This is a genomic window from Yoonia sp. SDW83-1, assembly GCF_046762885.1.
Taxonomy (GTDB): Bacteria; Pseudomonadota; Alphaproteobacteria; order Rhodobacterales; family Rhodobacteraceae; genus Yoonia.
The window spans coordinates 188,659-214,558 of record NZ_JBKQXO010000005.1; the positions used below are offsets into that span (position 1 = coordinate 188,659).

Genomic DNA, 25,900 nt, shown 5'->3' on the forward strand with positions numbered 1-25,900 from the left:
GTGATGACCGACACCCGCCTGCCCCATGAAAAAGGTTTCCATATCAGTTGGGACCAGATCCATCGCGACAGCCGGGCATTGGCCTGGCGATTGGACGGGCAAGGTCCTGATAACGGAGCCTGGAAAGCCGTGGTTGCCATCACGCGTGGCGGCATGGCCCCCGCCATGATCGCCGCACGCGAACTGGATATCCGCACCGTCGATACAATCAGCGTAAAAAGCTACGATCACCAGGACCAGTCCGAGGCCAAGGTGCTCAAAGCCCCCGATGCTGAACTGATGGGCGATGGCACCGGCGTGCTGATCATCGACGATCTGGTCGACAGCGGCAAAACGCTCGAACTGGTGCGGCAACTCTACCCCAACGCCCATTTCGCGACGGTTTACGCCAAACCCAAGGGACGCCCGCAGGTCGATACCTTTATTACCGAGGTCAGCCAGGATACCTGGATTTTCTTTCCGTGGGACATGGCACTGCAATATGTCGAGCCATATCGCGGCAAGGATTAAGCACGTCACGCCCAAGGGGATCGCCATGCCGCTACCGCGCACCGCCACGACATTTGCGCCACCCGTGATGGAAGCGCGGCGTTGGCTTGAAGGCGTTACCCACCCATCTGGCAGGCCGTTGCTCAATGTCAGCCAGGCCGCGCCAGTCGATCCTCCACCCGCCCCATTACGCGAAGCGATGGCGCAAATCGTGCTGAACGATCCTGATGCACATCTCTACGGCCCTGTACTTGGCTTGCCAGAGCTTCGGGATGAGGTGGCAAAGCAATGGACCGCAAGCTACGGTGGATCGATCAGCGCCGATCAGGTCGCCATCACCTCCGGATGCAATCAGGCTTTTGCGGCGGCCATCGCCACTCTTTGCGCCGAAGGTGATGAGGTGATCATCCCCGTCCCATATTACTTCAACCATCGCATGTGGCTGGACATGTCCGGGGTCAAAACCGTGCCGCTGCCTGTTGGCGATGGCATGATACCTCTGGCCGCGGCAGCCGCGCCGTTGATCACCAGCAGGACACGCGCCATCGCGCTGGTCAGCCCCAATAACCCTTGTGGTGTGGAATACCCGGCGGAGACCTTGCGCGCCTTCCTTGACCTCGCCCGCACCCACGGCATCGCCTTGATCGTCGACGAAACCTATCGCGATTTCGACAGCCGCACCGGCGCTCCTCATGATCTGTTTGCCGATCCCGACTGGGACGACACTCTGATACACCTTTATTCCTTTTCAAAGGCTTACAGGCTGACCGGACATCGGGTGGGCGCAATCGTCACCTCACAGGCCAGACTGGCCGAGGTCGAAAAATTCCTCGACACAATCACCATCTGCCCAAACCAATTGGGGCAACGGGCAGCACTTTGGGGGATGCAAAACCTTGGCGACTGGCTCGCCGGGGAACGGCTGGAAATCCTCGACCGGAGAGCAGCCATTGCGAACCACTTTCCGGGACTTGCCGCCCAAGGCTGGGACCTGCTCGGGTGTGGTGCATATTTTGCCTATGTCCGCCATCCATTCACCGTCTCATCAGCAGAACTCGCCCCCCGTTTTGTGCGTGACGCCGGTGTTCTGCTCTTGCCCGGCACGATGTTCATGCCGGACGAATTGCAAGGCGGCGAAACCCAGTTCCGGATCGCCTTTGCCAACATTGATCGGGCCGGGGTCAAGACGCTTTTCGAAAGGCTGGCAAAGGTCACCTACTGACCCTTGCACGCCTGCCCCCTGCCCCTTATTCATGCGCCACCCGATGGCGGGAATATGAATAACAGGCGGGTGCAACGCATGGCGGAAAAAAAGAAAAATCGGTACGGGGTCTGGATTGTCGTGATCCTGATTCTGCTGGGTCTGGCAGGCTTCGGCACCGGTGGGCTGTCCGGCAGTATCCGCAACATCGGCACCGTCGGTGAAAAGGATGTCAGCGTGGCGGATTACCAGCGTACGCTCAACACCCAGATCCGCGCCTTGTCGGCCCAGTTCGGTGCACCGATTTCGTTTCAACAGGCTCAGGCCTTCGGTATTGACCGGGCGGCGCTGCAGCAGATCATTCTGACCCGCACACTCGATAACGAGGCAGCACAGTTGGGTATTTCGGCTGGTGATGAAAACGTCTTTGCCCGGCTACGCCAGATCCCGCAGTTTCAAGGGGCTGGCGGCAGCTTCAATCGCGAAAGCTATCGTTTTGTGCTCGAACAGGAGGGGCAAAGCGAGGTTGAGTTCGAAAACACGCTACGTGAAGAAATGGCACGCACCCTGTTGCAAGGTGCCGTCGTTGGCGGCGTTCCGGCGGCCGAGGCTTATGCAGAGGCGCTTGTGCAATATATCGGCGAACAACGCAGCGTGACATGGGCCACCGTCGATGCCGAGGCACTGACATCGCCCGTCCCCGGCGCGACCGAGGCTGATCAACAGGCCTACTACGATGCCAACCCAGAGGCATTTACCCTGCCAGAGGCCCGCAACATCACATATGTCTGGCTGACCCCCAACATGATCCAGGATCAGATGACAGTCAGCGACGTAGAGATTGAACAACTCTACAATGACCGCATCGCCGAATTCGTCCAGCCAGAGCGTCGGCTGGTTGAGCGTCTGGTCTATTTCGATGCTGCACAGGCGGAAGCAGCGCGCGAAAAGCTGGAAGCAGGTGAAGTCACCTTTGAGGATCTCGTCGAAGAACGCGGGCTGGGTCTGTCTGACATCGATCTCGGCGATGTCGATCAGGCCTCGCTTGGCGATGCAGGGGATGCCGTTTTTGCCGCAAACCCCGAAGATGTCGTCGGTCCCTTCAACTCCGGTCTTGGGCCCGCGCTCTTCCGTATGAACGCGATCCTGGCGTCACAGGAAACCACATTAGAAGAAGCAACGCCCGCCTTGCGGGAAGAACTGGCCGCAGATGCGGCACGCGAAGTGATCAATGACAGCACTGACCAGATTATCGACCTGCTGGCGGGCGGCGCCACGATGGAGGATCTGGCCGAACGCACGGACATGGAACTGGGCACGATCAGCTGGACCGCCGACATGGCCGAAGGGATCGCCGCCTATGAAGGTTTCCGGCAGGCAGCAGCGACTGTGGAAGAAGGAGCTTTTGCCGAACTCAATGATTTGGCCGACGGCGGCGTCTTCGCACTGCGGCTCGACAGCATCACGCCACCCACCCTACAACCGCTCGACGACGTCCGCGAGGCGGTGAAAGACGCATGGCAGATCCAGGCCCGGCAAGACGCCGTGATGGCAAAAGCCGCAGAGATCGCAGAAGGCATTGAACTCCTGACCGGTTTTGAAACCGTGGGGCTGGAGCCTGTGATTGAACCAAACCTGACGCGGCGCAGCTTTGTCGAAGGCACGCCACCGGATTTCAACGACCAGATCTTTGAGATGTCGGTAGGCGAGGTTCGCGTGCTCGACGCCGAAAATCGGGCAATCATCGTGCGGCTTGATGATATCGCCCCGCCCGACCCGACCTCCGAAACAACGATTGCGCAACGCGAACAGCTTGCGCAAAACGCGGCCGCCGGCATCGCGCAGGACATATTCGATGCCTATGCCACATCGCTGCAGGAACGGACGGACGTCAACATCAATCAGACCACCGTGAACGCGGTCAACGCCCAGTTTCAATAGGTCAGCCATGGCGCTTCTGCCCGCATATGATGATTTCGCCAGCGGTTATGAGGCTGGCGAAAACCAGATCGTCTACACCCGCATCGCGGCCGATCTGGACACGCCCGTATCGCTGATGCTCAAGCTCTCCGGCGCTGGCAAGAACGCCTTCATGCTGGAAAGCGTCACAGGGGGCGAGGTACGGGGGCGTTACTCCATTATCGGCATGAACCCTGACCTGGTCTGGGAATGCCGTGGCACCACATCACGGGTGAACCGAAACGCGCGCTTTGATGATGCGGGCTGGGCCGATATGGCTGACGATCCGCTTACAGCGCTGCGGGCGCTTCTATCCGAATCGCAAATCGATTTACCCACCGATCTGCCAGCCGCCTCTGCCGGGCTCTTTGGGTATCTCGGCTATGATATGATCCGGCTGGTCGAACACCTTCCCGATGTAAACCCCGACCCGCTGGACCTGCCCGACGCGGTCATGTTGCGCCCATCTGTCGTGGCCGTGCTGGACGGGGTCAAGGGCGACGTGATCCTTGTTGCACCGGCCTATGTAAACAGCGGGCTGTCAGCACGCGCCGCCTACGCACAAGCCGCCGAACGGGTGATGGATGCGCAACGGGCGCTGGAACGGCCCGTACCCGGCAGCAGCCGGGCGCTGGCCGAACCGGCGCCGGTCGCACCGCCAGTCTCGAATTTCAGCCATGACGGATACCTGCAAGCCGTTGAAACGGCCAAGGAATACATCCGCGCAGGCGACATCTTCCAGGTGGTGCCATCACAGCGCTGGACCCAAGAATTTCGGGAACCGCCCTTCGCGCTCTATCGCTCGCTGCGGCGTACCAACCCCTCGCCCTTCATGTTCTTTTTCAATTTTGGCGGCTTCCAGGTCATCGGGGCCAGCCCGGAAATCCTCGTCCGCGTCTTCGGGAAAGAGGTTACGATCCGTCCCATCGCAGGCACACGGCCGCGCGGGGCTACAGCAGAAGAAGATAAGGCCAACGAGGTCGATCTGATGGCCGATGAAAAGGAACTGGCCGAACATCTGATGCTGCTTGATCTGGGGCGCAATGACACTGGCAAGGTCAGCAAGATCGGCACGGTGCGGCCAACAGAACAATTCATCGTCGAACGTTACAGCCATGTGATGCATATCGTGTCGAACGTGGTCGGCGAACTGGCCGATGATCAGGACGCGCTCAGCGCATTTTTCGCAGGTATGCCTGCTGGGACAGTGTCAGGGGCACCCAAGGTCCGGGCGATGCAGATCATCGACGAACTGGAACCCGAAAAGCGCGGCGTCTATGGCGGCGGCTGCGGATATTTCAGCGCCAATGGCGACATGGACATGTGTATTGCCTTGCGCACCGCCGTGCTGAAAGAGGAAAAACTCTATATCCAGGCGGGCGGCGGCGTCGTCTATGACAGCGACCCCGAAGCGGAATACCAGGAAACGGTGCACAAATCCAACGCGATCCGCAAGGCTGCGGCGGACGCGACCATGTTCGAAAACGGCAACGGCTAGAACGCGACAGACACCACACCGTAAGATGGGTTTTAACCCATCTTCCCATGGACCATCTCTACTCCGTCGTAATCTGATCTTTCAAAATGGCCGTCACAGGTGCCATCAGAAACTGATCACTATCAATTTCCCCGCCCCAGGCAGCCAGCGCGCCAAGTGTTGCGTCGCTGACTTTCGCCAACAGCACAGCATCACCCGATTGGCGTGCGCGAAACGCCGCCTGATCCAGCGCCCGCCCAATCGCTGACGGGCTTTGCCCATCGCCATCCAGATCGCGCAACACTGCGGCGGCAGGCACATTGGCTTGCTCCGCGATCCGCAAGGCATTGCCAAGACCACGTTGAATGGTCACCAGACCACGCCCATCAGCGGCTAGAACCTCGACAACCTGCTCTGTCACCGACCGGTTGCCTTGGACACCATCCTCACCATCCGAAAACAAAACAACGGCGTCAGGTACAGCCGCCAATGCAGCCTCAAAGGCAATCTCGACATCGGATGGGGTTGCACCACCTGGCAGTGACGCACTGATCCCGACCTCGATGCCAGCGGCGCGATAGGCCGCCATCCGGCCATCGGCGTCAGCGGCCAACGGATCCAGAATCACTGTCACCGGAAACCCAAGCGCTGCCACACTGTCCGGAGCTGCCGCAATGGATGGATCATCAACCATCACCAATGACAGCATCGGCAAAGCCTGTGGGTTCTCGAAAGCTGTCGCATATCGCAGCAAGGCGGGTGCATCTTCCGATATCTCCGTCTCCGGCACGATCTCGGCCTCTTGTCCCGCCTGCGCGGTCGGTTCCGCACCGGGCCGGTTTACCCTTACCGCAGTCTCGCCGCCGGGCAGGCTTGGTTCAGCCGCGGGTTCCTCGACCGTCGCGGTGCCATCCGCAGTCGGCGCTGCGTCCGGCTCAGACTCGGGAACGATTTCTGGCGCGGGCTGCGGGTCAGGATCCACGCTGGCAATGTCCGGCGCCACATCTTCCTCGGTCGACACCGCTTCGGCCTGCTCCTCGGCGACCGGTCTGTCCGAGATATCCGGCTCCACAACTTCGGCAATGATCGGGGGCGTGTCATTCGTAGCATCTGGAACCGCCTCCACCACAGGTGGGGCCTCCACCGGTGCGGGAGCAACAACTACCTCTTCGGTTGGAGCCACCAAAGTGGGGAGTGTTTCGTCAACAGCTATAGGCGCATCAGGTTCAACAGGGCCGCCGTCCACGGTCGGTGCAACGACAGTCTCGGTATCGACATCGATCGATGCGATCTCATCCGGGGCTGCTGCCGGTTGCTGATCAATCTCGGGGACTGCCTCAACAACAAGTTCGGGTTGTCTCTCGGCCGAGCTGGCAGGTGCCACCGGATCGTCCGCAGCAGGTGCAATCGCTGGTGGTGCCGGTTCAGCAGGGGCTGAAACCTCGGGTGCGGCAGCAACAGTCTCAGGAACAGAAGGAGGCTCAGTCTCGGCCAAGGGCAGGTCCACGGCACTGTCATCCTGCTGCAGCGGTGCGACCTCCGGGACCTCTGACATTTCTGTTTCAGGCTGCGAAACATCAGCTGAGGCAGTATCGATAACATCCGGTTCCGCCGCTGATTCAGGCACAGCTTCAGCGATCAAGGTAGCCTCACGCTCGGGCAATTCACCCACTTGCGACGCAACACCAAGGCACACACCGCCGATCACCAAACCCCAAAGGCTACCTGACACCGTACCACGCATGCTGCTCACCCTTTAATTCCTGCGCATTCACGCATCGTTCGACCTTGACGCTCCGGTACATCCCGGCCCATGTATGGACAGCCTTATATCGTCAGCCGCGTGGTGGACGGTAGCCCCTATTTCCACCTGCGCGGGATTTGTCCATGCTGCTCCTGATCGATAACTATGATAGCTTCACATATAACCTTGTGCATTACCTCGGTGAACTCGGGGCAGAGGTCGTGGTGCGCCGCAACGATGCGCTGAACGTGCAAGAGGCGATGGCAATGAAACCGTCGGCCATTATGCTATCACCCGGCCCGTGCGACCCATCACAGGCCGGCATCTGTCTGGCCCTCGTTCACGCTGCTGCAGAAACGCGAATGCCGCTGATGGGCGTCTGTCTGGGGCATCAAGCCATTGGTGAGGCGTTCGGCGGCAAAGTCGTGAGATGCCACGAGATTGTTCATGGCAAGATGGGCGCAATGAGACACACCGGGCAAGGACTGTTCGCCAACCTGCCCAGCCCGTTCGACGCGACACGCTACCATTCGCTGATCGTGGACCGCGCCACCCTGCCCGACAGCCTTGAAATCACCGCCGAACTGGACGACGGCGTCATCATGGGGCTGCAGCACAAGGCATTGCCCATCCACGGGGTGCAGTTCCACCCCGAAAGCATTGCATCCGAACATGGACACAAGCTCTTGGACAACTTCCTCAGACTGGCGAAGGTGCCTGCATGAGCGACGCACTGAAGCCACTGATCAACGCCGCGGCTGAGGGTCCGTTGACGCGTCAGCAGGCAGAGCAGGCCTTTCAGATCCTGTTCGAAGGCGACGCCACGCCGTCCCAGATCGGTGGCTTTCTGATGGCCCTGCGCACGCGTGGCGAAACGGTTGATGAATATGCCGCCGCTGCCGCCGTCATGCGCGCCAAATGCCTGCCTGTGCGGGCACCGGACGGGGCAATGGATATCGTCGGCACAGGCGGTGACGGCAAGCACACGCTCAATATCTCGACCGCAACGGCATTTGTCGTGGCTGGCGCAGGTGTGCCGGTTGCCAAACACGGCAATAGAAACCTGTCATCCAAATCCGGTACGGCTGACGTGCAAGGCCAGTTGGGGATCAACGTCATGGTCGGGCCTGATGTGGTGGAACGTGGTCTGGCTGAGGCCGGGATCGGTTTCATGATGGCGCCTATGCATCATCCGGCGATCAAACATGTCATGCCGACGCGGGCCGAACTTGGGACAAGAACGATCTTCAACATCTTGGGACCGTTGACAAATCCCGCTGGTGTAAAACGCCAACTCACCGGGGCATTCACCCGCGATCTGATCCGACCCATGGCCGATACTTTGCTGACGCTGGGCTCAGATTCAGCCTGGCTGGTCCACGGTTCCGACGGCACCGATGAGTTGACAATCACCGGGGTCAGCTGGGTGGCCGCAGTTGCCGATGGCGGCGTGACAGAGTTTGAGGTAAACCCAGAGGATGCAGGCCTTCCCGTTCATCCTTTCAGCGACATCATCGGTGGCACGCCCGAAGAAAACGCAAATGCCTTGCGGGAGTTGCTCGCTGGGACACAAAACGCCTATCGCGATGCAGTCCTGCTCAATGCGGCCGCAGCGCTTGTTGTCGCGGGCAAGGCCGACAACCTGCCGCAAGGCACAGAAATGGCACGGGAAAGCATCGACAGCGGCATGGCGAAAACTGCCGTCGAAACCTTGGCGAGAGTTACCCAGGAAAGTTGAACGAGTATGAACATTCGGCCCCTTCGTGCGTTAGTCGTTGCAGGTGTTATTCTGGCAACCGGTATCTGGCTTTCTGTCACCGCCATATCCCAGCTTAATGATGCGTCCATCCTGCAGCGCACGGGCGTTGAGACAACGGGAACAGTGTCGCAAAAATGGATCGTCGCGGGTGAAAGCAAGGACACAAGCCACCGTATTCGCTATACTTTTCAACTGGACGACGAAAATCACACGTTCGAACGCTCGGTACCAGTCGCCTTGCACCGCGTTGTCCACAGCGGCTCGACGTTTCAGGTGACTGTCAGTCCGGACAATCCTGATCTGCATGAAATCTTCCCCGGACAACTGGCAGGCACAGCGCGATCGCAATTTATTGCTGGCCTGGTCGTTTGCGCTGTGAGCCTCATTGTTTTCCTTCTCGGTGGCGGCATGGGATTCTTCCGGCGCAAAGAACCGGATGTTTGATCTCTCACACCTGGAATCATGGGCAGGCTTGCCGTTCTTCTCTGACGATCTTGATCGGATCGCCGATCAGTTGGGTCAGGACTTTCTGCCACCCTCGAATCTGACTTTCGCAGCCCTCGAAAGAACATTACCCGACCGGACCCGTGTCGTGATTATCGGCCAGGATCCATACCACACACCGGGCAAGGCTGACGGGCTCGCCTTCTCGATTCCGGACGATTTTGGCGGGCGGCTCGACAGCCTCGGCAACATATTCAAGGAAATCGAAACCGACCTCGGCCAGACCCGCAGCAAAACCAGCCTCGATGACTGGGCTGACCAAGGCGTCTTGCTGCTGAACACAGCCCTCACCGTTCCGCCCGGCCAACCCAAAGCCCACGCCAAACTCGGCTGGTCCAAACTGGTCACGCAAGTCATCACCCACCTGAATGACCGCCCCCGCGCCTACATCCTCTGGGGCGGGCCTGCACAATCCTATGCCAAGCACATTGCAGGCGACCATCTGATCCTCAAATCCGCACACCCCTCGCCACTCTCCTGCCATCGCGGCTTTTTCGGCTCCCGCCCATTTTCAACCGTGAACCAGTGGCTTATTGATCGGGGTCAGGAACCAATCCACTGGGCGGACCCATGAGCGACATCCTCGAAAAGATCAAAACCTACAAGCTTGAAGAGGTCGCTACCCGCAAGGCCGCCATGCCTCTGTCAGAGGTCGAGGCACGGGCCAATGACGCGCCACCCACCCGCGGTTTCGCCGAAAAACTGGCCGAGGCCGCACGCGAAGGCTACGGTCTGATCGCCGAAATCAAGAAGGCCAGCCCGTCCAAAGGGCTGATCCGCGCTGATTTCGATCCGCCCGCGCTGGCCCGCGCCTATGCCGAAGGTGGGGCCGCCTGCCTGTCCGTCCTGACCGACACCCCCAGCTTTCAAGGCGACGACAGCTATCTGACCGCCGCACGCGCCGCCTGCGACCTGCCCGCCCTGCGCAAGGATTTCATGTACGACACCTATCAGGTCGCCGAGGCCCGCGCGCTGCACGCCGACTGCATACTGATCATCATGGCCTCTGTCAGCGACACCCAGGCGCAGGAACTCGAAGACGCCGCAATCGCCTGGAACATGGACGTGCTGATCGAGGTGCACGACGCCGAAGAACTCGAACGCGCCACCCATCTGAAATCCCCGCTCATGGGCATCAATAACCGCAATCTCAAGACATTCGAAACCTCGCTCGACACCACACGAACGCTGTCCAAACTGGTCCCCGCCGACCGGATGATCGTCTGCGAAAGCGGCCTGAACACACCAGAAGAACTGGCCGACATGGCCCGCTACGGCGCGCGCTGCTTTTTGATCGGCGAAAGCCTGATGCGACAAGACGATGTTGAGGCGGCCACGCGGACCCTCCTTGCCAATCCACCATCGGGGGGCATGTGATGTCCAGCCTCAGCCATTTCGACAGCGACGGCAAGGCGCACATGGTCGATGTGTCCGATAAACCCGTCACCGCCCGCATCGCGGTGGCCGAGGGACACATCACAATGACAGCCGCAACGCTCGCGTTGATCACCGAAGGCCGCGCCGACAAGGGCGACGTGCTCGGCATCGCCCGAGTTGCCGGCATCATGGGGGCCAAGAAAACCGCCGAACTGATCCCGCTCTGCCACCCGCTGCCGATCACCAAGGTCGCACTCGATCTCGTGCCAGACGAAACCCTCCCAGGCATCCGGATCACCGCCACCGTCAAAACCAGCGGCCAGACCGGCGTCGAAATGGAAGCGTTGACAGCCGTCAGCACCGCAGCCCTCACCGTCTACGACATGGTCAAAGCCGTACAAAAAGACATGGAAATCAGCGGCATCCGCCTGACACTCAAGGACGGCGGCAAATCCGGACGGTTCGAAAATCCATGATTTCGCAAGGTCGATCCCTAGAACTGTTCTTTGTAGATGGTCGACCAGACGGCATGCTGACCGCCGAAGTTTTTAATTGGACAGGCCATGTTCTGCGGACACCACGCACCCAATTGAAAGAGGCTCTCGCCCGTGAAGAGGCTGGCTTCACCGGCGTCTATCTGCTTTTTGGCGAACGCGATGGCGATGCCCGGCTTTATATAGGCGAGGCCGAAGATATGCGCCTGCGCCTTAAGGATCATGCGGTGAAGAAAGACTGGTGGGAGTTTGCCGTACTAATCACCTCAGCGGCAAACAATCTGCACAAAGCGCATGTGAAGTATCTTGAATCGCGATTGGTCGAGATTGCGACCGAGGTAGGCAATATCCAGTTAGACAATGGCAATATTCCACCCCGCAGCAGCCTAAACGAAGCGGCTCAAGCAAACATGGAAAGCTACATCGATACTTTGATGATAGTATTGCCCGCCATTCGAATTGATGCGTTTTTGAGTAAGAAACGCAGTGTTAAAAGCATTGAATTCGCAACTACAGACGATGGAGAGGCCACGCGGTTCACGTTCAAGATGCCGCGACATGACGTTGAAGCCTACGCGGTGCTTCGACAGGGTGAATTGATTGTAGAGGCGGGATCGCGAGTCCGACCGGCATGGGTCGGAGACCGCAAACACAACGCTCATTATTACAGGCTGCACGATGAACTTGTCGCGAAGAAGATCATCAGGCCTGACGGTTCAGGCGGAGTGATGGTTGAGGATTATGCATTTTCCAGTCCCTCTGCCGCCGCCGCAGTTGTGGCAGGAAGATCGGCAAATGGCCGCACATCTTGGACGGTGATCGACAACGGCATGACCTACGCAGAGTGGGAAGAAAGGAATTTGGAAGAGGATCAAGAATGATCACGGTTGAAGAGGCGCTAGCCCACCTCTTCGCGCTCGTGTCGCCCTTGGAAAACGAGACTGTGCCACTGATCGAAGCAAACGGTCGTGTCCTAGCAACGAACGTCACGGCCCGCCGCGATCAGCCGCCCTTTGCCGCCTCTGCCATGGATGGCTACGCGGTGGCCGGTGCAGACGCCAAAACCGGCGCCACATTCAAGGTCATAGGCGAAGCCGCCGCTGGCCATGGCTTCAGCGGGACCGTAGATAAAGGCGAAGCGGCCCGCATCTTCACTGGCGCACCGCTTCCCCAAGGCACCGATTGGGTCGTCATTCAGGAAGACGTGATGCGGGCTGGCGACATGATCACCATCGGCGACACCCTCGAAAGCAAATCAAATGTTCGTCCTGCCGGGGCTGACTTCAAAATCGGCGACACAATCACCGCCCCTCGCCGACTGACCCCATCAGACGTCGCCCTGCTGGCATCCATGAACATCCCGCGCGTCCCGGCGGCCCGCCGCCCGACGGTTGCAATCATCGCCACAGGCGATGAACTTGTCCAACCGGGCGAAGACCCCGGCCCAGATCAAATCATCGCCTCCAACAGCTATGGCATCGCTGCATTGCTGGAAAATCTCGGCGCACACACCCGGCTCCTCCCCATCGCACGAGACACCGTCTCATCGCTCGAACTCAGCTTTGATCTTGCCAGAGATGCCGACCTGATCGTTACAATCGGCGGGGCCTCCGTGGGCGATCATGACCTTGTCGGCGCTGTGGCGCAGGCGCAAGGAATGGAACGGGCGTTCTATAAAATCGCCATGCGCCCCGGCAAACCGCTAATGGCCGGGCGCATGGGCAAGGCAACCATGATCGGCCTGCCGGGCAACCCAGTCTCGGCCATGGTCTGCGGGCATATCTTCCTCGCCCCCGTCATCAACAAAATGCTGGGACTTGGCGAAACACCCGCACCCCGGCAAACCGCGACGCTCGCCAGGGATGTCGGCGCCAACGGCCCGCGCGAACACTACATGCGCGCCCAACTTGGACCCGATGGCGTGACGATCCACGACCGGCAGGACAGCTCTCTGCTCACGGTCCTCGCCGAGGCCAACTGTCTTGCAATCCGCCCCATAAACGATACGGCCCGCGCCAAGGGCGACCCGATCGACATCATCCTGCTCTGACCAGCTTCTTTCTTCCACAAATACTCCCGCCGGAGGCATCTGCCCTCACACCATCCCGAAACAATTGACACAAAACAGGAACATGCGTAGAACATATGCAAAACCTGTGAGGGGAAGAGCATATGTTAACCAAGAAACAACTCGACCTGCTGGAGTTTATCCACGCCCGCGTTCAGCGCGATGGTGTCCCGCCCAGCTTTGACGAGATGAAAGAAGCGCTGGATCTGCGCTCGAAATCCGGTATCCACCGGCTGATTACCGCATTGGAAGAACGCGGGTTCATCCGCCGTCTGGCCCACCGCGCCCGCGCGCTGGAAATCGTCAAGCTGCCCGATGCCATGCAGGCCAAGACGGGCTTTACCCCCCGTGTAATCGATGGTGACAAGCCCGACAGTACCCCGGCCCGCGCAATGCCCGTCGACACTGGCTCGGTCGAACTGCCTGTCATGGGCCGTATCGCCGCCGGCGTCCCGATCGAGGCGATCAGCCAAGTCTCGCACAACGTGCATGTGCCGCAATCCATGGTCGGCAAGGGCGATCACTACGCCCTTGAAGTCAAAGGCGATTCGATGATCGATGCCGGGATCAACGATGGCGATGTCGTGGTAATCCGCGAAACCACCGTGGCCGATAACGGCGATATCGTCGTGGCCCTTGTCGAAGGGCAAGAGGCGACGCTGAAACGCTTCCGCCGCAACGGCAACGCCATCGCACTCGAGGCGGCAAACCCCGCCTACGAAACCCGCGTCTTCCGCGACGATCAGGTCAAGGTGCAAGGCCGCCTTGTCGGTCTGATCCGCACCTACTGACGGCTTGTCATTTCGGTCACAAGGGTCGCTTCGGCGGCCCTTTGGTCTTTTGTCAGAACGCGCGACGGCTCTGCCGGGCCCTGCCTACGGTTCCAGGGCCGATTGCCGGCAACACCATGTGCCGTTGTCACCTGCAAATCGCCGTGCTCGGTCAGATCAAACGCCAACGCACCGGATTTGCGCAAATCGTCCAGATCATACTGCGTGCAAGGTCGCGACAGCGGATCAACCTGATTGCTGATCAGAACATCCGCACCACCGCATCCGTCCAGATCAGCCAGGGCCATTTTGCCAGAAACTTGCACAATCTCCCAATCGCCCAGCATCGCGCGCACCACCCGGCCATCACGTTGCAAACCATTGCGCGCCGCAGCCACCGCCTGTTCCACCGGCCCGCCATCGTTTTCCAGCCAGATCCCGGCAACAAACCCGCTGCCACTTTCGCTTGATAATGCGCGACCGTCGGGGCCGATCACGCCCAACAGCGCGCCCGTATCAGCCACCAGAACCGCAGGCCGCCCGGATTGCTGCCACAGCACCCCGGAAATCAGAACCGCGACCAGCCCCGCAAACCGGCCACGGCCTTGCCATAGGATCAACACCTGCAACCCTGTCGCCACCAGCGGCAGCACGAACCAATGCGGGGCCACCACATGCCCCACCGCACCGGGTTGCCCGGCCACATGATCCGCCACAAACAGGATCCAGCGCAGCCCAAGATCCATGAACCACAACCCCACCTGCCACAGACCAAAGGGGGCCAGGCAGACCGCCAGAACCGCTGCGGGCATCACCAGAACACCCATCAACGGCACGCTCAGCAAGTTCGCAATCAACCCGTAATGCGCAATCTGGTTGAAATGCGCGGCGGCAAACGGGGCCGTCGCCAGCCCCGCCACAAAGGATGAAATGACCACGGACAAGATGGGTCGCGACCATTTCGGCAGGCGTGACATATCAAACCGACGCAAATACCCGAATACCGCAACCAGTGCAGTCGTCGCAGCAAAAGACATCTGAAACCCCGGCCCGGTCAACGCCTCCGGCTGCCATATCAGCACGATAATCGCCGCCATCGCCACCGCACGCAGGGTCAGGGCGCGCCGGTCCAGCAAGACGGCCACAAACATCACTGCCACCATGATAAAGGCCCTTTCGGTGGCGACGTTGCCCCCGGACAATGCCAAATAGAATGCTCCGACGCATAACGCGCAAACCGCCGCAATCTTCTTCAACGGCAGCCGCAATGCAATCCAAGGCACCAAAGCCAATCCATAACGAATGACCGCAAAGATAAACCCGGTCAGCAAACCCATATGCAGGCCTGAAATCGCCAATAGATGGGCCAGATTGGCAGCCCGCAGATCGGCCAGAACTTCTTGATCCATCGCAGACCGGTCACCTGTCATGATCGCCGCAGCAAACGCTCCCGTCTCGCCCGGCATGGCCTCCTGCACGGCTTGCGACAAGGCCATACGTATTGCGAATATGCGCATGCGCCAACCAGCGCGCGCTGGCTCCGCCAAACGCAAGACAGGGGTCCGGGTATAGCCAACAGCACCAAGCTCCAAAAACCAGGCATGGCGTTGAAAATCAAAGCCGCCCGGTTCCGCCGGACCTGCAGGCGGCGACAGATGGCCCGTCATAATCAACGTCTCACCGGGGCGAAACGTGGTCATCACCTGCGTGCCATGCACAGATACGCGTACCCGGGCAGGCGTGCGGTCTGGCGCAAAATCCTCCAAAACCACGCGGTCCAGCGTCAGGCGTGTCGCATCGCTGGCCGAACGGTCGATATTCACCACACGCCCTTCAATCGGGCCATAGTACCGGAAACCAAGGGTCGGCGCCTCGACACTCATGGTGCGCCACTTGGCCAAGCCAGCACCCGCGATCACCAGCATCAGTCCGATCATAATTGGGGCATAAGCCACATTGACCAGTCGCGACAGCACCAGCAGAACGACCGCACAAATCCCAATCCCTGCCATGAAGACGGCGCCCGGCTCTTCACCAACCGAAAAATACCATCCGATCCCCAGCGCCAGGCAAACCGGCACCCAGCCTATCAATGCGCCCCGCTGCGCCAAAAGCGCGTCTTCGATCACGGCACGCACTTGTCCTTCGCCCCTCGGCTTAGTATCCCCCGACCTCAAGCCGGGACCCTACCGGAAATCTGGTTAGCGAAAGGTTAATCCCCCATGTCCGTCGTCACTCGTTTCGCCCCGTCCCCCACCGGTGCCCTGCATATCGGTGGCGCACGCACGGCGCTGTTCAATTGGCTTTACGCGCGTGGCCGGGGTGGCAAGTTCCTTTTGCGGATCGAAGACACTGACAAGGCGCGGTCGACCGATGAAAACAGGCAGGCGATCCTTGACGGACTGACCTGGCTTGGCCTCGACTGGGACGGTGAACCATCCAGCCAGGCGGCCAATGCCGCGCGGCACGCCGAGGTCGCAAATGACCTGCTCGCCAAAGGCAAGGCCTATAAATGCTTCAGCACGCAGGAAGAAATCGAGGCTTTCCGCGAACAAGCACGGGCTGAAAAAACTTCCACCCTGTTCCGCTCCCCTTGGCGGGACGTCCCCGAAAGCGATCACCCCGACGCACCATTCGTCATCCGGATCAAGGCACCCCGCGACGGACAGACCACCCTGCATGACGAGGTACAAGGCGATGTGACATGGGCCAATGACCAGCTTGACGACATGGTGCTGCTCCGCTCCGACGGCACGCCGGTCTACATGCTGGCGGTGGTGGTCGATGATCATGACATGGGCGTAACCCATGTGATCCGGGGCGATGATCACCTCGCCAACGCCTTCCGGCAAAACCTGATCTATGACGCCATGGGCTGGGACAAACCCGTTCTGGCCCATATCCCTCTGATCTTCGGACCGGATGGCAAGAAACTGTCGAAACGGCACGGGGCCACCGGGGCGGCGGAATATCAGGCCATGGGCTATCCTGCGGCGGGCATGCGCAACTACCTGACGCGACTGGGGTGGAGCCACGGGGACGACGAATTTTTCACCGACGCGCAGGCGCGTGACTGGTTCGATCTGGGTGGGATCGGCAAATCGCCCGCCCGGTTCGACTTCAAAAAACTGGAAAACTTGTGCGGCCAGCACATTGCAGCAGCAGACGATGCTGCACTGCTGCAGGAGTTACAGAATTACCTTGCGGCAACCGGGGCCGATCCTCTGACTGAAACACAAACCGACGGAATGCTGAAGGGGCTGTACTGCCTCAAAGAACGGGCTAAGACCTTCCCGGAACTGCTTGAAAAAGCACATTTTATACTGACATCAAGACTGATTGAGCCAGACGAGAAAGCGGCGGCGCAACTCACCGATGTATCCCGTGGTATACTGTCTGAATTGACGCCGCAGTTGCAAAATGCTAGCTGGACCCGTGACGCTCTCGAAGGGGTCGTCGCGTCTGTTGCCGAAGCTCATGACATGAAGTTGGGCAAGCTCGCCGGACCGCTGCGCGCGGCTTTGGCCGGACGCGCGGTATCCCCGAGCGTTTTCGACATGATGTTGGTCCTGGGGCAAGACGAAACCATCGCCCGGCTGCAGGACGCCAGCGCCTGAAACCAATTCGTTACGAATTGTAGGTAGCTGGCCACCGACGAGTTAAGACGCGCCGGCGACACAATTGCTGTGCGCCGCCTACGAGGGAAGAGATATGGCAGAAAACACTGACACCGCGACACTGACAATCAAGGGCAAGACCTATGAACTGCCCATGCATTCCCCAAGCGGCGGCCCCGACGTAATCGATATCCGCAAGCTTTATGGCCAGGCAGACGTTTTCACCTATGATCCCGGCTTTACCTCCACCGCCGCCTGCGACAGCACCATCACCTTCATTGATGGCGACAAGGGCGAATTGCTGCATCGCGGCTATCCCATCGACCAGCTGGCCAGCAAATCGCACTACCTCGAAGTCTGCTACCTGCTGCTATACGGTGAACTCCCTTCGGCAGAGCAGTTGGAAGAATTCGAATGCCTCGTGACCAATCACACGATGATCCACGAGCAGATGCACAATTTCTTCCGTGGTTTCCGGCGTGACGCCCACCCGATGGCGACAATGGTCGGCGTGGTCGGGGCTATGTCGGCCTTCTATCACGACTCCACAGATATCAACGACGCCCACCAACGCGAGGTCGCATCGATCCGCCTGATCGCCAAGATGCCAACAATCGCTGCGATGGCGTACAAATATTCAGTCGGCCAGCCCTTTGTATATCCACGCAATGACCTCGATTATGCGGCCAACTTCTTGCACATGTGCTTCTCGGTCCCGGCAGAACAATACAATGTGAACCCGATCCTCAGCCGCGCCATGGACCGGATTTTCACACTGCATGCCGACCATGAACAGAACGCATCCACCTCGACAGTCCGCTTGGCATCGTCGTCCGGCGCCAACCCCTTCGCCTGCATCGCCGCTGGCATCGCCTGCCTGTGGGGGCCTGCGCATGGTGGCGCAAACCAGGCCTGCCTAGAAATGCTCAAGGAAATTGGCACACCCGACCGGATCCCGGAATTCATCGCGCGAGCCAAGGACAAGAATGACAGCTACCGCCTGATGGGCTTTGGTCACCGGGTTTATAAAAACTTCGATCCGCGCGCGACCGTGATGAAAGAATCCGCGGACGAGGTGCTTGACCTGCTCGGCGTCGAAAACAACCCGATCCTGCAGGTCGCAAAGGAACTGGAAAAACAGGCCCTCGCCGATCCATATTTCGCCGAGAAAAAGCTCTTCCCGAATGTCGATTTCTATTCCGGCATCATCCTCGAGGCGATGGGTTTCCCAACCTCCATGTTCACGCCCATCTTCGCCCTCGCGCGCACCGTCGGCTGGATTTCGCAATGGAAAGAACAGCTTGCCGATCCACAGCTAAAAATCGGCCGGCCCCGTCAGCTCTATCTTGGCGAAATGGCCCGCGACTACGTGGACATCGAGAAGCGTTAGTGTGAATAGGGCTGCCATCTGGCGGCCCTTTTGCTATCCGCAAAGAACGAACCGGAGCTATGTTGATGAAAGCTATCGTTGCAGCCATCGCTATCATCATCGCGCCCACCATCTCCAAGGCGGGCGACCCCTGCCCCATTCCAGTCAATATCGTTGATCTGGGTGTGCCATCATGGCTCGACCGGAACGAACTGCTCAAACAAATCAGTTCACAACAGAGTTGGATCGGGATCCAGCACCGCGATACGCCGCAAGGCATTGTCCTGTCCCAGATCTACGACCAGAGCCCCGCGGCCGCTGCCGGACTGCAAGAGGGTGACCTTATTACCGCGATCAACAGTGTATCGACCGTCGATGTCGCGGCCCGCGAGGCGCTGTTTGATGCCGCTTCCATCGGCGACACCCTGACGTTCTCGCTGTTCAACGGGTCCGACATCACACTGACGGTTGGCCGCGCCGACCCTGTCGCCATGGGCATGATGCAAGCCCTGCGCCGGCAAGACTGCCGCGCCAGCGACATCCGCACACCCGACCCGCAACAGCAGGCCCTGTTGCTGCCGCCGCTCTTCAACCCCAACCGCAGTTTCCGCTGCGAGGAAGCCCATCAGGCACTCGAATTTCTTGGAGAACGGTTTGAAGTCGACGACGTCTATATGGTGCGCGGCAGTCGTCGTATCCTGCTGACGATGCCCTATTGGGGTACGACCTGTATCACCGCCGCCAGCGTCGATGGGGACAACCTGACTGACGCCGCGCTGCTAGCGGCGCTCGATGACGTGATCGGCGATTATGTTCAGGACCGGATCGACAACCCATGATGCTGAGAACGGACCGCCTGATCCTGCGTGCCCCGCTACCGCGGGACCTTGATGCGATGTTTTCGGTCTACAGCGACCCGCGGGCGATGCGCTACTGGTCCACGGCACCGCATGACAGCCCTTCCATCACCCGGGAACTGCTCGACTGGCGTATCGCCCATTGGGCCGTCGCTCCGATCAACTTCCAGATAACCCTGAATGACCGCTACATCGGCAATGCAGGCAATTTCAAAGACGATGAAATCGGCTTCATGCTGCACCCTGATCACTGGCGGCAAGGCATCCTGACAGAGGCGATGGGCGCGATCATCCCCTATCTTTGGGAAGCCACCGACCATACGCAACTGACCGCTGATGCAGACCCAAACAACGCCGCGTCCTGCGGCCTGTTGCGCAGCCTTGGCTTTCAGGAAACGCATCGGGCCGAAAACACCTTCTGCATCAACGGGGTCTGGTCCGACAGCGTCTACTTTGCCTTGCCACGGCCCTGATCCATCGGCTATGCAACCCGTGGTCATCAGTTCACCAAGGCGTCGCCAGCCCATCACGGGCCACGCTAAACCTGACATTGGCACGATACTCCGCTGACCTTTTTCAGCCGGACGACAAGGGCGACCATCACCTCAGAACGGGGTCCGGCACTTTCAGGAAAGGCCAGATCATGCCACGCGAAATCCAGACCATTACCATTCCCGACCTGTCAACGTTCACCAAGGCGTTGCGAACCCGCCTGCAACGCCATGACGGTCTGCCAACTCATGCCTCCATGTTATCCATGATCGCGCAGGCTGCAGGCTACGATAATTTCCAACATCTGAAGGCTTCCAAGCCCACACCGCGGAAGCCAGCAGACAGCAAAAAGCTGGAACGTGCACTCAGGGTCTTTGATCAGGGTATCATGACCCGCTGGCCCAAACAGACGGCGGTCCAGGGGCTGTGCCTCTGGGCTTTCTGGGCCGCTTTGCCCGCCCGCCGTGATATGACCGAAAAAGAGGTCAACGCGCTGCTGAAGTCCCGCCACAGCTTTGGTGACCATGCCCTGCTCCGGCGTTCACTGATCGACCACCGGCTTGTGCAACGCACCATTGACGGGAAAACCTATCGGCGGATCGAACAGGCACCACCAGAGGATGCCCGCGCCCTCATCGCAGCGATCTAGCGGCCTTCATACTTGGCAGGCCGCTTTTCAAGAAAGGCAATCACACCTTCCTGAAAATCACGGGTCTGGCCACAACGACCCTGCAACTTGGCCTCAAGGGCCAGTTGCTCATCCAGCGAATTCTCAAACGACCCGCGGATCGCCTTTTTCAACTGACGATAGGCGACTGTGGGCCCCTGCGCCAATTGCGCCGCCCGCCCCTGCACATGTTCCAGAAACGTCTGCGCCGGTGCGGTCTCATAAATCATGCCCCAGGCGGCAGCATCCTTGGCCGATATCTTGTCGCCAAACAGGGCGGCCCCCATCGCCTTGGCCGCACCCATCTGGCGCGGCAGCCAATAGGTGCCACCGGCATCCGGGATCAGGCCAATCCGGGTGAAGGCCTGCACGAAATACGCGTCCTCTGACGCGATCACGACATCAGCGGCCAGCGCAAGGTTGGCACCCGCCCCCGCTGCCGGGCCATTCACCGCCGCAATCGTCGGGATACGGCAATCAAAAATCGCCTTCAGCATCGGCACATATTCGTCGCGCAGCGTCCGTTCCAGATCCAGTGTCGCCGCCGATCCGGCATCGCCCAGATCCTGCCCTGAACAAAACGCTGTGCCCGCGCCGGTCATTATCAGCACCCGCGCATCCTTTTCAGCGGCCTTGACGGCATGGGTAATCTCGGCGCGCATCTGCGTGTTCAGCGCGTTCATCAATGCGGGGCGGTTCAGCGTGATTACGGCAACCGAATTGCGGATCACAAGTGTAATGGCCTGATAGTCCATGGGCTTTCCCTGTTCCAATGCGTTGGCGACACCCTAATGAACTGATCGGTTCAGGAAAGCCCTACACTGCGTCACGACCGCAATATTTTGTCCAATTCCGCCTTTTCGGCATCGGTCAGCGCATCAGGCACCGGCTTGCGGCTGCGAATAGTCATCCAGCCGATCCCGAGCGCGATCAACAGAAGCGCCGGGGCAGCCAGCCACAGGATCAGATTAGCCCCACGCGCATCGGGGCGCAGCAGCACATATTCGCCATAACGCGCGACCATGAATTCCACAGCCTGCGCATCGGTATCACCCGCAACCAGTCGCTCGCGCAGCACGATGCGTAACTCCTTGGCCAATGTCGCGTTGCTCTCGTCAATGCTTTCATTGCGGCAGACTGGGCAACGCAGCCCTTGCGACAGGTCTCGCGCGCGTTCCTCCAGCACCGGATCATCCAGCATTTCACCCGGCTCCACCGCCCAAACCGGGGCCGCCAACAGGGCAAGGATCAGCAAAACCCACTTCATTCCGCTGGCACAGCGTCGGGGACCTTCTTGGCAGCGGCGGCACCCACGCGCAAACGCCTATCAGACAGCGAGAAACACCCACCCAATGCCATCAGGATCGCGCCACCCCAGATCCAATTTGCAAAAGGTTTGATGTAAACTCGCACGGCCCAGCCGCCCTGCTCCTGCGGATCACCGATCACCACGTAAAGGTCACGCAGCACACCATTGGCAATCGCAGCCTCTGTCGTGGGCATATTCGCCACTGGATAAAACCGCTTTTCCGGGCGCAGCAACGTCACTTGCTGGTCCCCGCGCCAGACCGAGATATCAGCCATCGTCGTCAGGTAATTCGGCCCGCGCGTCTGCGCGACATCATCCAGTTGGAATTCAAACTGCCCCACGGCCCAGCGATCACCGACCTCGGCCACGCGGATATCTTCCTTTTCCCAGGCCAACATGGCGGCAATGCCAAAGATGGTCACACCCATCCCGATATGCGCCGTGGCCTTGCCCCAGTCCGCACGCGGCAGGCGACCCATACGACGCAACCGGGTCTGCCAACCGTCACGGCCACTGCGCATCCACAGATCGGCAATCGCACCACCAACAACCCAGACACCCAGCGCCACACCAATCGGACCAAGGGCAGAATTCCCGCTCTGGATCGCATAGGCCAGCGCCGCCATAGCCACCGCCAGGATCAACCAGCCCATCAATGGCTTGGCAGCCCGACCCAAGGTGCCCCGCTTCCAGGCAAGGATCGACCCCAATGGCAGAACAATCGCCAGCGCCACCATAAACGGCGTAAAGGCCGCATCAAAGAACGGCGGCCCCACCGACAGGGTGCGGTCAAACAGCATCTCCGCCACCAGCGGCCAGATCGTGCCAATGAAAACGACGAAACAACTCACCGCCAGTAGAATATTGTTCAAGATCAGCGCACTTTCGCGGCTGACCGTAGAAAACACCCCCTTGGCCTCCATCGTCCCAGCGCGAACCGCAAAAAGGGTCAACGCACCACCCAGAAAGATCGCCAGGATGATCAGGATAAGGATGCCCCTTTCGGGATCATTGGCAAAGGCATGAACCGATGTCAGCACACCAGATCGCACGATGAACGCGCCCAACAGCGAAAAACCGAACGCCAGGATCGCCAGCAGGATCGTCCAGCTTTTCAACGCCTCACGTTTCTCCACCACGATGGCCGAATGCAGCAATGCAGCGGCGATCAGCCACGGCATGAATGATGCATTCTCAACCGGATCCCAGAACCAGAAACCGCCCCAGCCCAGCTCGTAATAGGCCCACCAGGACCCCAACGCGATCCCCACGGTCAGGAACATCCATGCGGCCAGCGTCCATGGACGCACCCAGCGGCCCCATGCCGCATCAACGCGCCCTTCGATTAGGGCGGCCACTGCAAAAGAAAACGACATGCTCAGGCCGACATAACCCAGATACAAAAACGGCGGATGAAACGCCAAACCGGGGTCCTGCAACAGCGGGTTCAGGTCGCGACCGTTCAATGGTGGTTCCGCAAGGCGCAAAAACGGGTTCGACGTGAACAGAATAAAGGCAAAGAACGCCACCCCGATCGAGGCCTGCACTGCCAGAACACGGGCCCGCAACCGGGCCGGCAAGCCGCCGCCAAACCACGCCGCACAGGCCCCGAACAGCGCCAAGATCAGCATCCACAGCAGCATGGACCCTTCATGGTTCCCCCAAACACCCGTGATCTTGTAGATCATCGGCTTGTCGGTATGGGAATTGGCATAGACCAACTGCAAAGAGAAATCAGAGGTCACAAAGGCCCAGGTCAGCACCGCAAAAGAAAATGCGACCAGCAGAAACTGCGTTGTCGCCGCAGGCTCAGCCACCGCCATCCACCCGGCATTGCCGCGATGCGCGCCCACCATCGGCACAATCATCTGCACAATGGCAACAGCAAAGGCCAGAATCAGCGCAAAATGTCCAAGTTCAATCAACATGTGCCAGTCATAGCGCAAAGCAAAACCGGGCAACATAGCTGCCCGGTCAAATCGACGCTACATTTTGGCACGCCTCAGCCGTAGAATCGGGTTTCGGTCAGCCAAAGCGCATGGCAGCGATGATAAACAACCGCATAGGACCGGCCCAAAAGCTGCTCTGGTGTCAGTTGCACCAGCCACGGGCCAAAAGAGAACCGGCCCCCCGGACGCACCTTGGTGCCTTCTTCAAACACCAGATCAGCACGGGCATTGTCCGCTTCATCACCCAGATACCAGACCAGATGATCAAAAGAACAATGGCGCAATCGGGCTGAATCGCCCCAAATCCGCGTACTCGTCTCTCCGACCGCCTCATAGCGAATGATCACGCCGGGGGTCGCAACAGGGAAAAAATAGCCTTCAATCCGTCCACCAATCGCAGTCGCAAAGAAAATCGTGACAAGGGCGCAGGCCCCGATCAAAACCTTCGTCATCTTACGAAACCTCCCTGCACCGCATAGGTCAGGGCGGCCATCAGCAACCCGCCGATAATCAGTCGCACCAACCATTTCAGTGTGTCCTCAATCGCACCCAACCGGTCCGAGACATTGTCGCGATGCACCTCGTCAACAGCATTGCGTGTCTCCAGCGCGATGATGCGACGCTCAAGCTGATCAACCCAATCATTATCCATTTTCTGCCTGCCAATCGGTCAATGCCGCATTCGGGGCGGAGGGGGCTTGTGGCACATAGGTTGTTGGTGTAGGCGCCTTCAAATGCTGCGCCATGATCAAGCTTCGCGCGACAGAGCGTTGAAAATCCTGCCCTTTTGCCTGATGCCTTGCACCAAAATAGAAACTGACAATCGCCCCCATCAGCCACCAAAGCGGCTCCGGCACCAGCGCGATACCCTGCATTCCTTCAATGAATATCTCCGGCTCCCGCATCGCCAACACAAACAGCCAGATCGTTCCCAGCGCCAGCATCGGGCGCGGCAGCCGATTCATCGCATCGACCATGCGGTCAAACAGACCACGGCGCGGATGCATGAACTCTGCCGCGAATTGCTGCAGGCTCTCCGAACGGGCTTCGGCCTCACGGACAGCCCCTTTCTCCGCATTCTCGCGAAACACCTCTGCGGTTTCCGCCACGACATTCCGCCCGTCACCGAACAGGAACGTCATCAATCCCGTGATCAACCCCATGCCGCCACCCTCTGCCGATGTTGCGCATCCGTCAGGTGATAGCGCGGCGCGATGAACTCCTCGGCGCGCAATATCCAACCACCCTTGCCACCGTCACGGCGGCGGGCATATTTCCGGCTGTTCCCCCGGCGGTCCGCCAAATCATAGTAATAGTTGCGACGCGCAATCCCATAGGCATCAACAAAATGATTGGGGGCGGCCTCCAGCGCTTTCTTTGTCGCCGCAATCGTGCGCGGCCCGATCACACCATCCACCTTGACAGGGATACGCATGTCACCCAGCAAACGCTGCAGGATCGTCACCGCATTCGCCCCGGCATTGACATACATGTCAAACACCGTCGCATGCAGCACCTCCGGCAGCTGGTCGATCTTTGGTCTGCGGAAGTAATGTTCGACGAAAATCGACACGGCCTTGACCTTGGTCAAGACCTTCACATCGGCTTCGTCAACATCCCCATCATCATCCAGATCCAGCCCCAACCGGCGCATCGTATGAATGGTCACCCCGTATTTGGTCGCCCCGCCGGGATCATCGGGGTCATTCACATAGCCGCCCTCACGGGCGACAATCTCGGTCGCAATTTCTGTAACGCTTTGCATTCGCAGCCCTCATGTCCAACGACACAAAAGCTG

At 59.5% G+C, this 25,900-nt stretch carries 27 protein-coding genes; 18 read left to right on the forward strand and 9 right to left on the reverse strand.

What is annotated here, in order from left to right:
- The first annotated feature begins 3 nt into the window (after window positions 1-3).
- The 4 genes from gpt to trpE all read left to right on the forward strand — a co-directional run bounded on the left by gpt (window position 4) and on the right by trpE (window position 5,147).
- Window positions 4-510: a xanthine phosphoribosyltransferase gene (gene gpt, locus ACFWW4_RS08555; protein WP_393928604.1), complete on the forward strand. Its 507-nt coding sequence runs from the start codon at window positions 4-6 to the stop codon at window positions 508-510.
- Window positions 511-535: 25 nt separating this feature from the next.
- The gene (locus tag ACFWW4_RS08560; RefSeq protein WP_411890446.1) at window positions 536-1,711 is read left to right on the forward strand and encodes an aminotransferase; all 1,176 of its coding nucleotides are present in this window, start codon (window positions 536-538) and stop codon (window positions 1,709-1,711) included.
- 78 nt (window positions 1,712-1,789) lie between these two features.
- Window positions 1,790-3,631, forward strand: a complete 1,842-nt coding sequence (locus ACFWW4_RS08565) for a peptidyl-prolyl cis-trans isomerase (RefSeq protein ID WP_411890447.1) — start codon at window positions 1,790-1,792, stop codon at window positions 3,629-3,631.
- Window positions 3,632-3,638: 7 nt separating this feature from the next.
- Entirely contained in the window at window positions 3,639-5,147 is a 1,509-nt protein-coding gene (gene trpE / locus ACFWW4_RS08570; RefSeq protein ID WP_411890448.1) for an anthranilate synthase component I, read from the forward strand.
- 58 nt (window positions 5,148-5,205) lie between these two features.
- On the opposite strand, the gene ACFWW4_RS08575 is transcribed toward trpE, so the two are convergent.
- A complete protein-coding gene (locus ACFWW4_RS08575; RefSeq protein ID WP_411890449.1) occupies window positions 5,206-6,870 on the reverse strand; it encodes a divergent polysaccharide deacetylase family protein in 1,665 nt (554 codons plus the stop codon).
- A 143-nt stretch (window positions 6,871-7,013) separates the two neighbouring features.
- Between ACFWW4_RS08575 and ACFWW4_RS08580 the strand changes: the two genes are divergently transcribed.
- The 9 genes from ACFWW4_RS08580 to lexA all read left to right on the forward strand — a co-directional run bounded on the left by ACFWW4_RS08580 (window position 7,014) and on the right by lexA (window position 13,863).
- Entirely contained in the window at window positions 7,014-7,595 is a 582-nt protein-coding gene (locus tag ACFWW4_RS08580) for an anthranilate synthase component II (RefSeq protein ID WP_411890450.1), read from the forward strand.
- Window positions 7,592-8,608 (forward strand): anthranilate phosphoribosyltransferase, encoded by a 1,017-nt coding sequence (gene trpD / locus ACFWW4_RS08585; protein WP_411890451.1) that lies wholly within the window; start codon window positions 7,592-7,594, stop codon window positions 8,606-8,608. Before ACFWW4_RS08580 ends, trpD begins: the two co-directional genes overlap by 4 nt.
- A 6-nt stretch (window positions 8,609-8,614) precedes the next feature.
- On the forward strand, window positions 8,615-9,073 hold the full coding sequence (locus ACFWW4_RS08590; protein WP_411890452.1) for a DUF3592 domain-containing protein: 459 nt from the start codon (window positions 8,615-8,617) through the stop codon (window positions 9,071-9,073).
- Window positions 9,066-9,707 carry a uracil-DNA glycosylase gene (locus tag ACFWW4_RS08595; protein WP_411890453.1) on the forward strand — a complete coding sequence of 214 codons (642 nt, stop codon included), beginning with the start codon at window positions 9,066-9,068 and terminating at the stop codon, window positions 9,705-9,707. The genes ACFWW4_RS08590 and ACFWW4_RS08595 overlap by 8 nt, the downstream gene beginning before the upstream one ends.
- Window positions 9,704-10,510, forward strand: coding sequence for an indole-3-glycerol phosphate synthase TrpC (gene trpC, locus ACFWW4_RS08600; protein WP_411890454.1), 807 nt, complete (start codon window positions 9,704-9,706; stop codon window positions 10,508-10,510). Before ACFWW4_RS08595 ends, trpC begins: the two co-directional genes overlap by 4 nt.
- Entirely contained in the window at window positions 10,510-10,986 is a 477-nt protein-coding gene (moaC, locus tag ACFWW4_RS08605) for a cyclic pyranopterin monophosphate synthase MoaC (RefSeq protein ID WP_411890455.1), read from the forward strand. Before trpC ends, moaC begins: the two co-directional genes overlap by 1 nt.
- Window positions 10,983-11,885, forward strand: coding sequence for a GIY-YIG nuclease family protein (locus ACFWW4_RS08610; protein WP_411890456.1), 903 nt, complete (start codon window positions 10,983-10,985; stop codon window positions 11,883-11,885). Before moaC ends, ACFWW4_RS08610 begins: the two co-directional genes overlap by 4 nt.
- Window positions 11,882-13,054, forward strand: a complete 1,173-nt coding sequence (gene glp / locus ACFWW4_RS08615) for a gephyrin-like molybdotransferase Glp (RefSeq protein ID WP_411890457.1) — start codon at window positions 11,882-11,884, stop codon at window positions 13,052-13,054. The genes ACFWW4_RS08610 and glp overlap by 4 nt, the downstream gene beginning before the upstream one ends.
- Window positions 13,055-13,176: 122 nt before the next feature.
- On the forward strand, window positions 13,177-13,863 hold the full coding sequence (lexA, locus tag ACFWW4_RS08620) for a transcriptional repressor LexA (RefSeq protein ID WP_393928616.1): 687 nt from the start codon (window positions 13,177-13,179) through the stop codon (window positions 13,861-13,863).
- Here lexA and ACFWW4_RS08625 read toward each other — a convergent pair.
- Entirely contained in the window at window positions 13,857-15,971 is a 2,115-nt protein-coding gene (locus ACFWW4_RS08625; protein ID WP_411890541.1) for a ComEC/Rec2 family competence protein, read from the reverse strand. The genes lexA and ACFWW4_RS08625 overlap by 7 nt on opposite strands.
- 93 nt (window positions 15,972-16,064) lie before the next feature.
- Between ACFWW4_RS08625 and gltX the strand changes: the two genes are divergently transcribed.
- The 5 genes from gltX (at window position 16,065) to ACFWW4_RS08650 (ending at window position 20,826) form a co-directional block, all read left to right on the forward strand.
- The gene (gene gltX / locus ACFWW4_RS08630; RefSeq protein WP_411890458.1) at window positions 16,065-17,459 is read left to right on the forward strand and encodes a glutamate--tRNA ligase; all 1,395 of its coding nucleotides are present in this window, start codon (window positions 16,065-16,067) and stop codon (window positions 17,457-17,459) included.
- Window positions 17,460-17,553: 94 nt separating this feature from the next.
- The gene (locus ACFWW4_RS08635; protein WP_411890459.1) at window positions 17,554-18,849 is read left to right on the forward strand and encodes a citrate synthase; all 1,296 of its coding nucleotides are present in this window, start codon (window positions 17,554-17,556) and stop codon (window positions 18,847-18,849) included.
- Between the two features lie 65 nt (window positions 18,850-18,914).
- Window positions 18,915-19,667, forward strand: coding sequence for a PDZ domain-containing protein (locus ACFWW4_RS08640; RefSeq protein ID WP_411890460.1), 753 nt, complete (start codon window positions 18,915-18,917; stop codon window positions 19,665-19,667).
- Window positions 19,664-20,158, forward strand: a complete 495-nt coding sequence (locus ACFWW4_RS08645; RefSeq protein ID WP_411890461.1) for a GNAT family N-acetyltransferase — start codon at window positions 19,664-19,666, stop codon at window positions 20,156-20,158. The genes ACFWW4_RS08640 and ACFWW4_RS08645 overlap by 4 nt, the downstream gene beginning before the upstream one ends.
- Before the next feature lie 170 nt (window positions 20,159-20,328).
- Complete coding sequence (locus tag ACFWW4_RS08650) at window positions 20,329-20,826, forward strand: DUF2087 domain-containing protein (protein WP_411890462.1); 498 nt, start codon at window positions 20,329-20,331, stop codon at window positions 20,824-20,826.
- On the opposite strand, the gene ACFWW4_RS08655 is transcribed toward ACFWW4_RS08650, so the two are convergent.
- From ACFWW4_RS08655 to ACFWW4_RS08685, 7 genes are all read right to left on the reverse strand, one after another.
- Entirely contained in the window at window positions 20,823-21,599 is a 777-nt protein-coding gene (locus ACFWW4_RS08655; RefSeq protein ID WP_411890463.1) for an enoyl-CoA hydratase-related protein, read from the reverse strand. The genes ACFWW4_RS08650 and ACFWW4_RS08655 overlap by 4 nt on opposite strands.
- Window positions 21,600-21,670: 71 nt before the next feature.
- A complete protein-coding gene (locus tag ACFWW4_RS08660) occupies window positions 21,671-22,111 on the reverse strand; it encodes a cytochrome c-type biogenesis protein CcmH (RefSeq protein WP_411890464.1) in 441 nt (146 codons plus the stop codon).
- Entirely contained in the window at window positions 22,108-24,081 is a 1,974-nt protein-coding gene (locus ACFWW4_RS08665; RefSeq protein ID WP_411890465.1) for a heme lyase CcmF/NrfE family subunit, read from the reverse strand. The genes ACFWW4_RS08660 and ACFWW4_RS08665 overlap by 4 nt, the downstream gene beginning before the upstream one ends.
- A 74-nt stretch (window positions 24,082-24,155) precedes the next feature.
- Window positions 24,156-24,554: a hypothetical protein gene (locus ACFWW4_RS08670; protein WP_393928625.1), complete on the reverse strand. Its 399-nt coding sequence runs from the start codon at window positions 24,552-24,554 to the stop codon at window positions 24,156-24,158.
- Entirely contained in the window at window positions 24,551-24,754 is a 204-nt protein-coding gene (locus tag ACFWW4_RS08675; protein WP_393928626.1) for a hemolysin XhlA family protein, read from the reverse strand. Before ACFWW4_RS08675 ends, ACFWW4_RS08670 begins: the two co-directional genes overlap by 4 nt.
- Complete coding sequence (locus tag ACFWW4_RS08680) at window positions 24,747-25,265, reverse strand: holin family protein (protein WP_411890466.1); 519 nt, start codon at window positions 25,263-25,265, stop codon at window positions 24,747-24,749. Before ACFWW4_RS08680 ends, ACFWW4_RS08675 begins: the two co-directional genes overlap by 8 nt.
- The gene (locus ACFWW4_RS08685; RefSeq protein ID WP_411890467.1) at window positions 25,256-25,867 is read right to left on the reverse strand and encodes a holin-associated N-acetylmuramidase; all 612 of its coding nucleotides are present in this window, start codon (window positions 25,865-25,867) and stop codon (window positions 25,256-25,258) included. The genes ACFWW4_RS08680 and ACFWW4_RS08685 overlap by 10 nt, the downstream gene beginning before the upstream one ends.
- Between the last annotated feature and the right edge of the window lie 33 nt (window positions 25,868-25,900).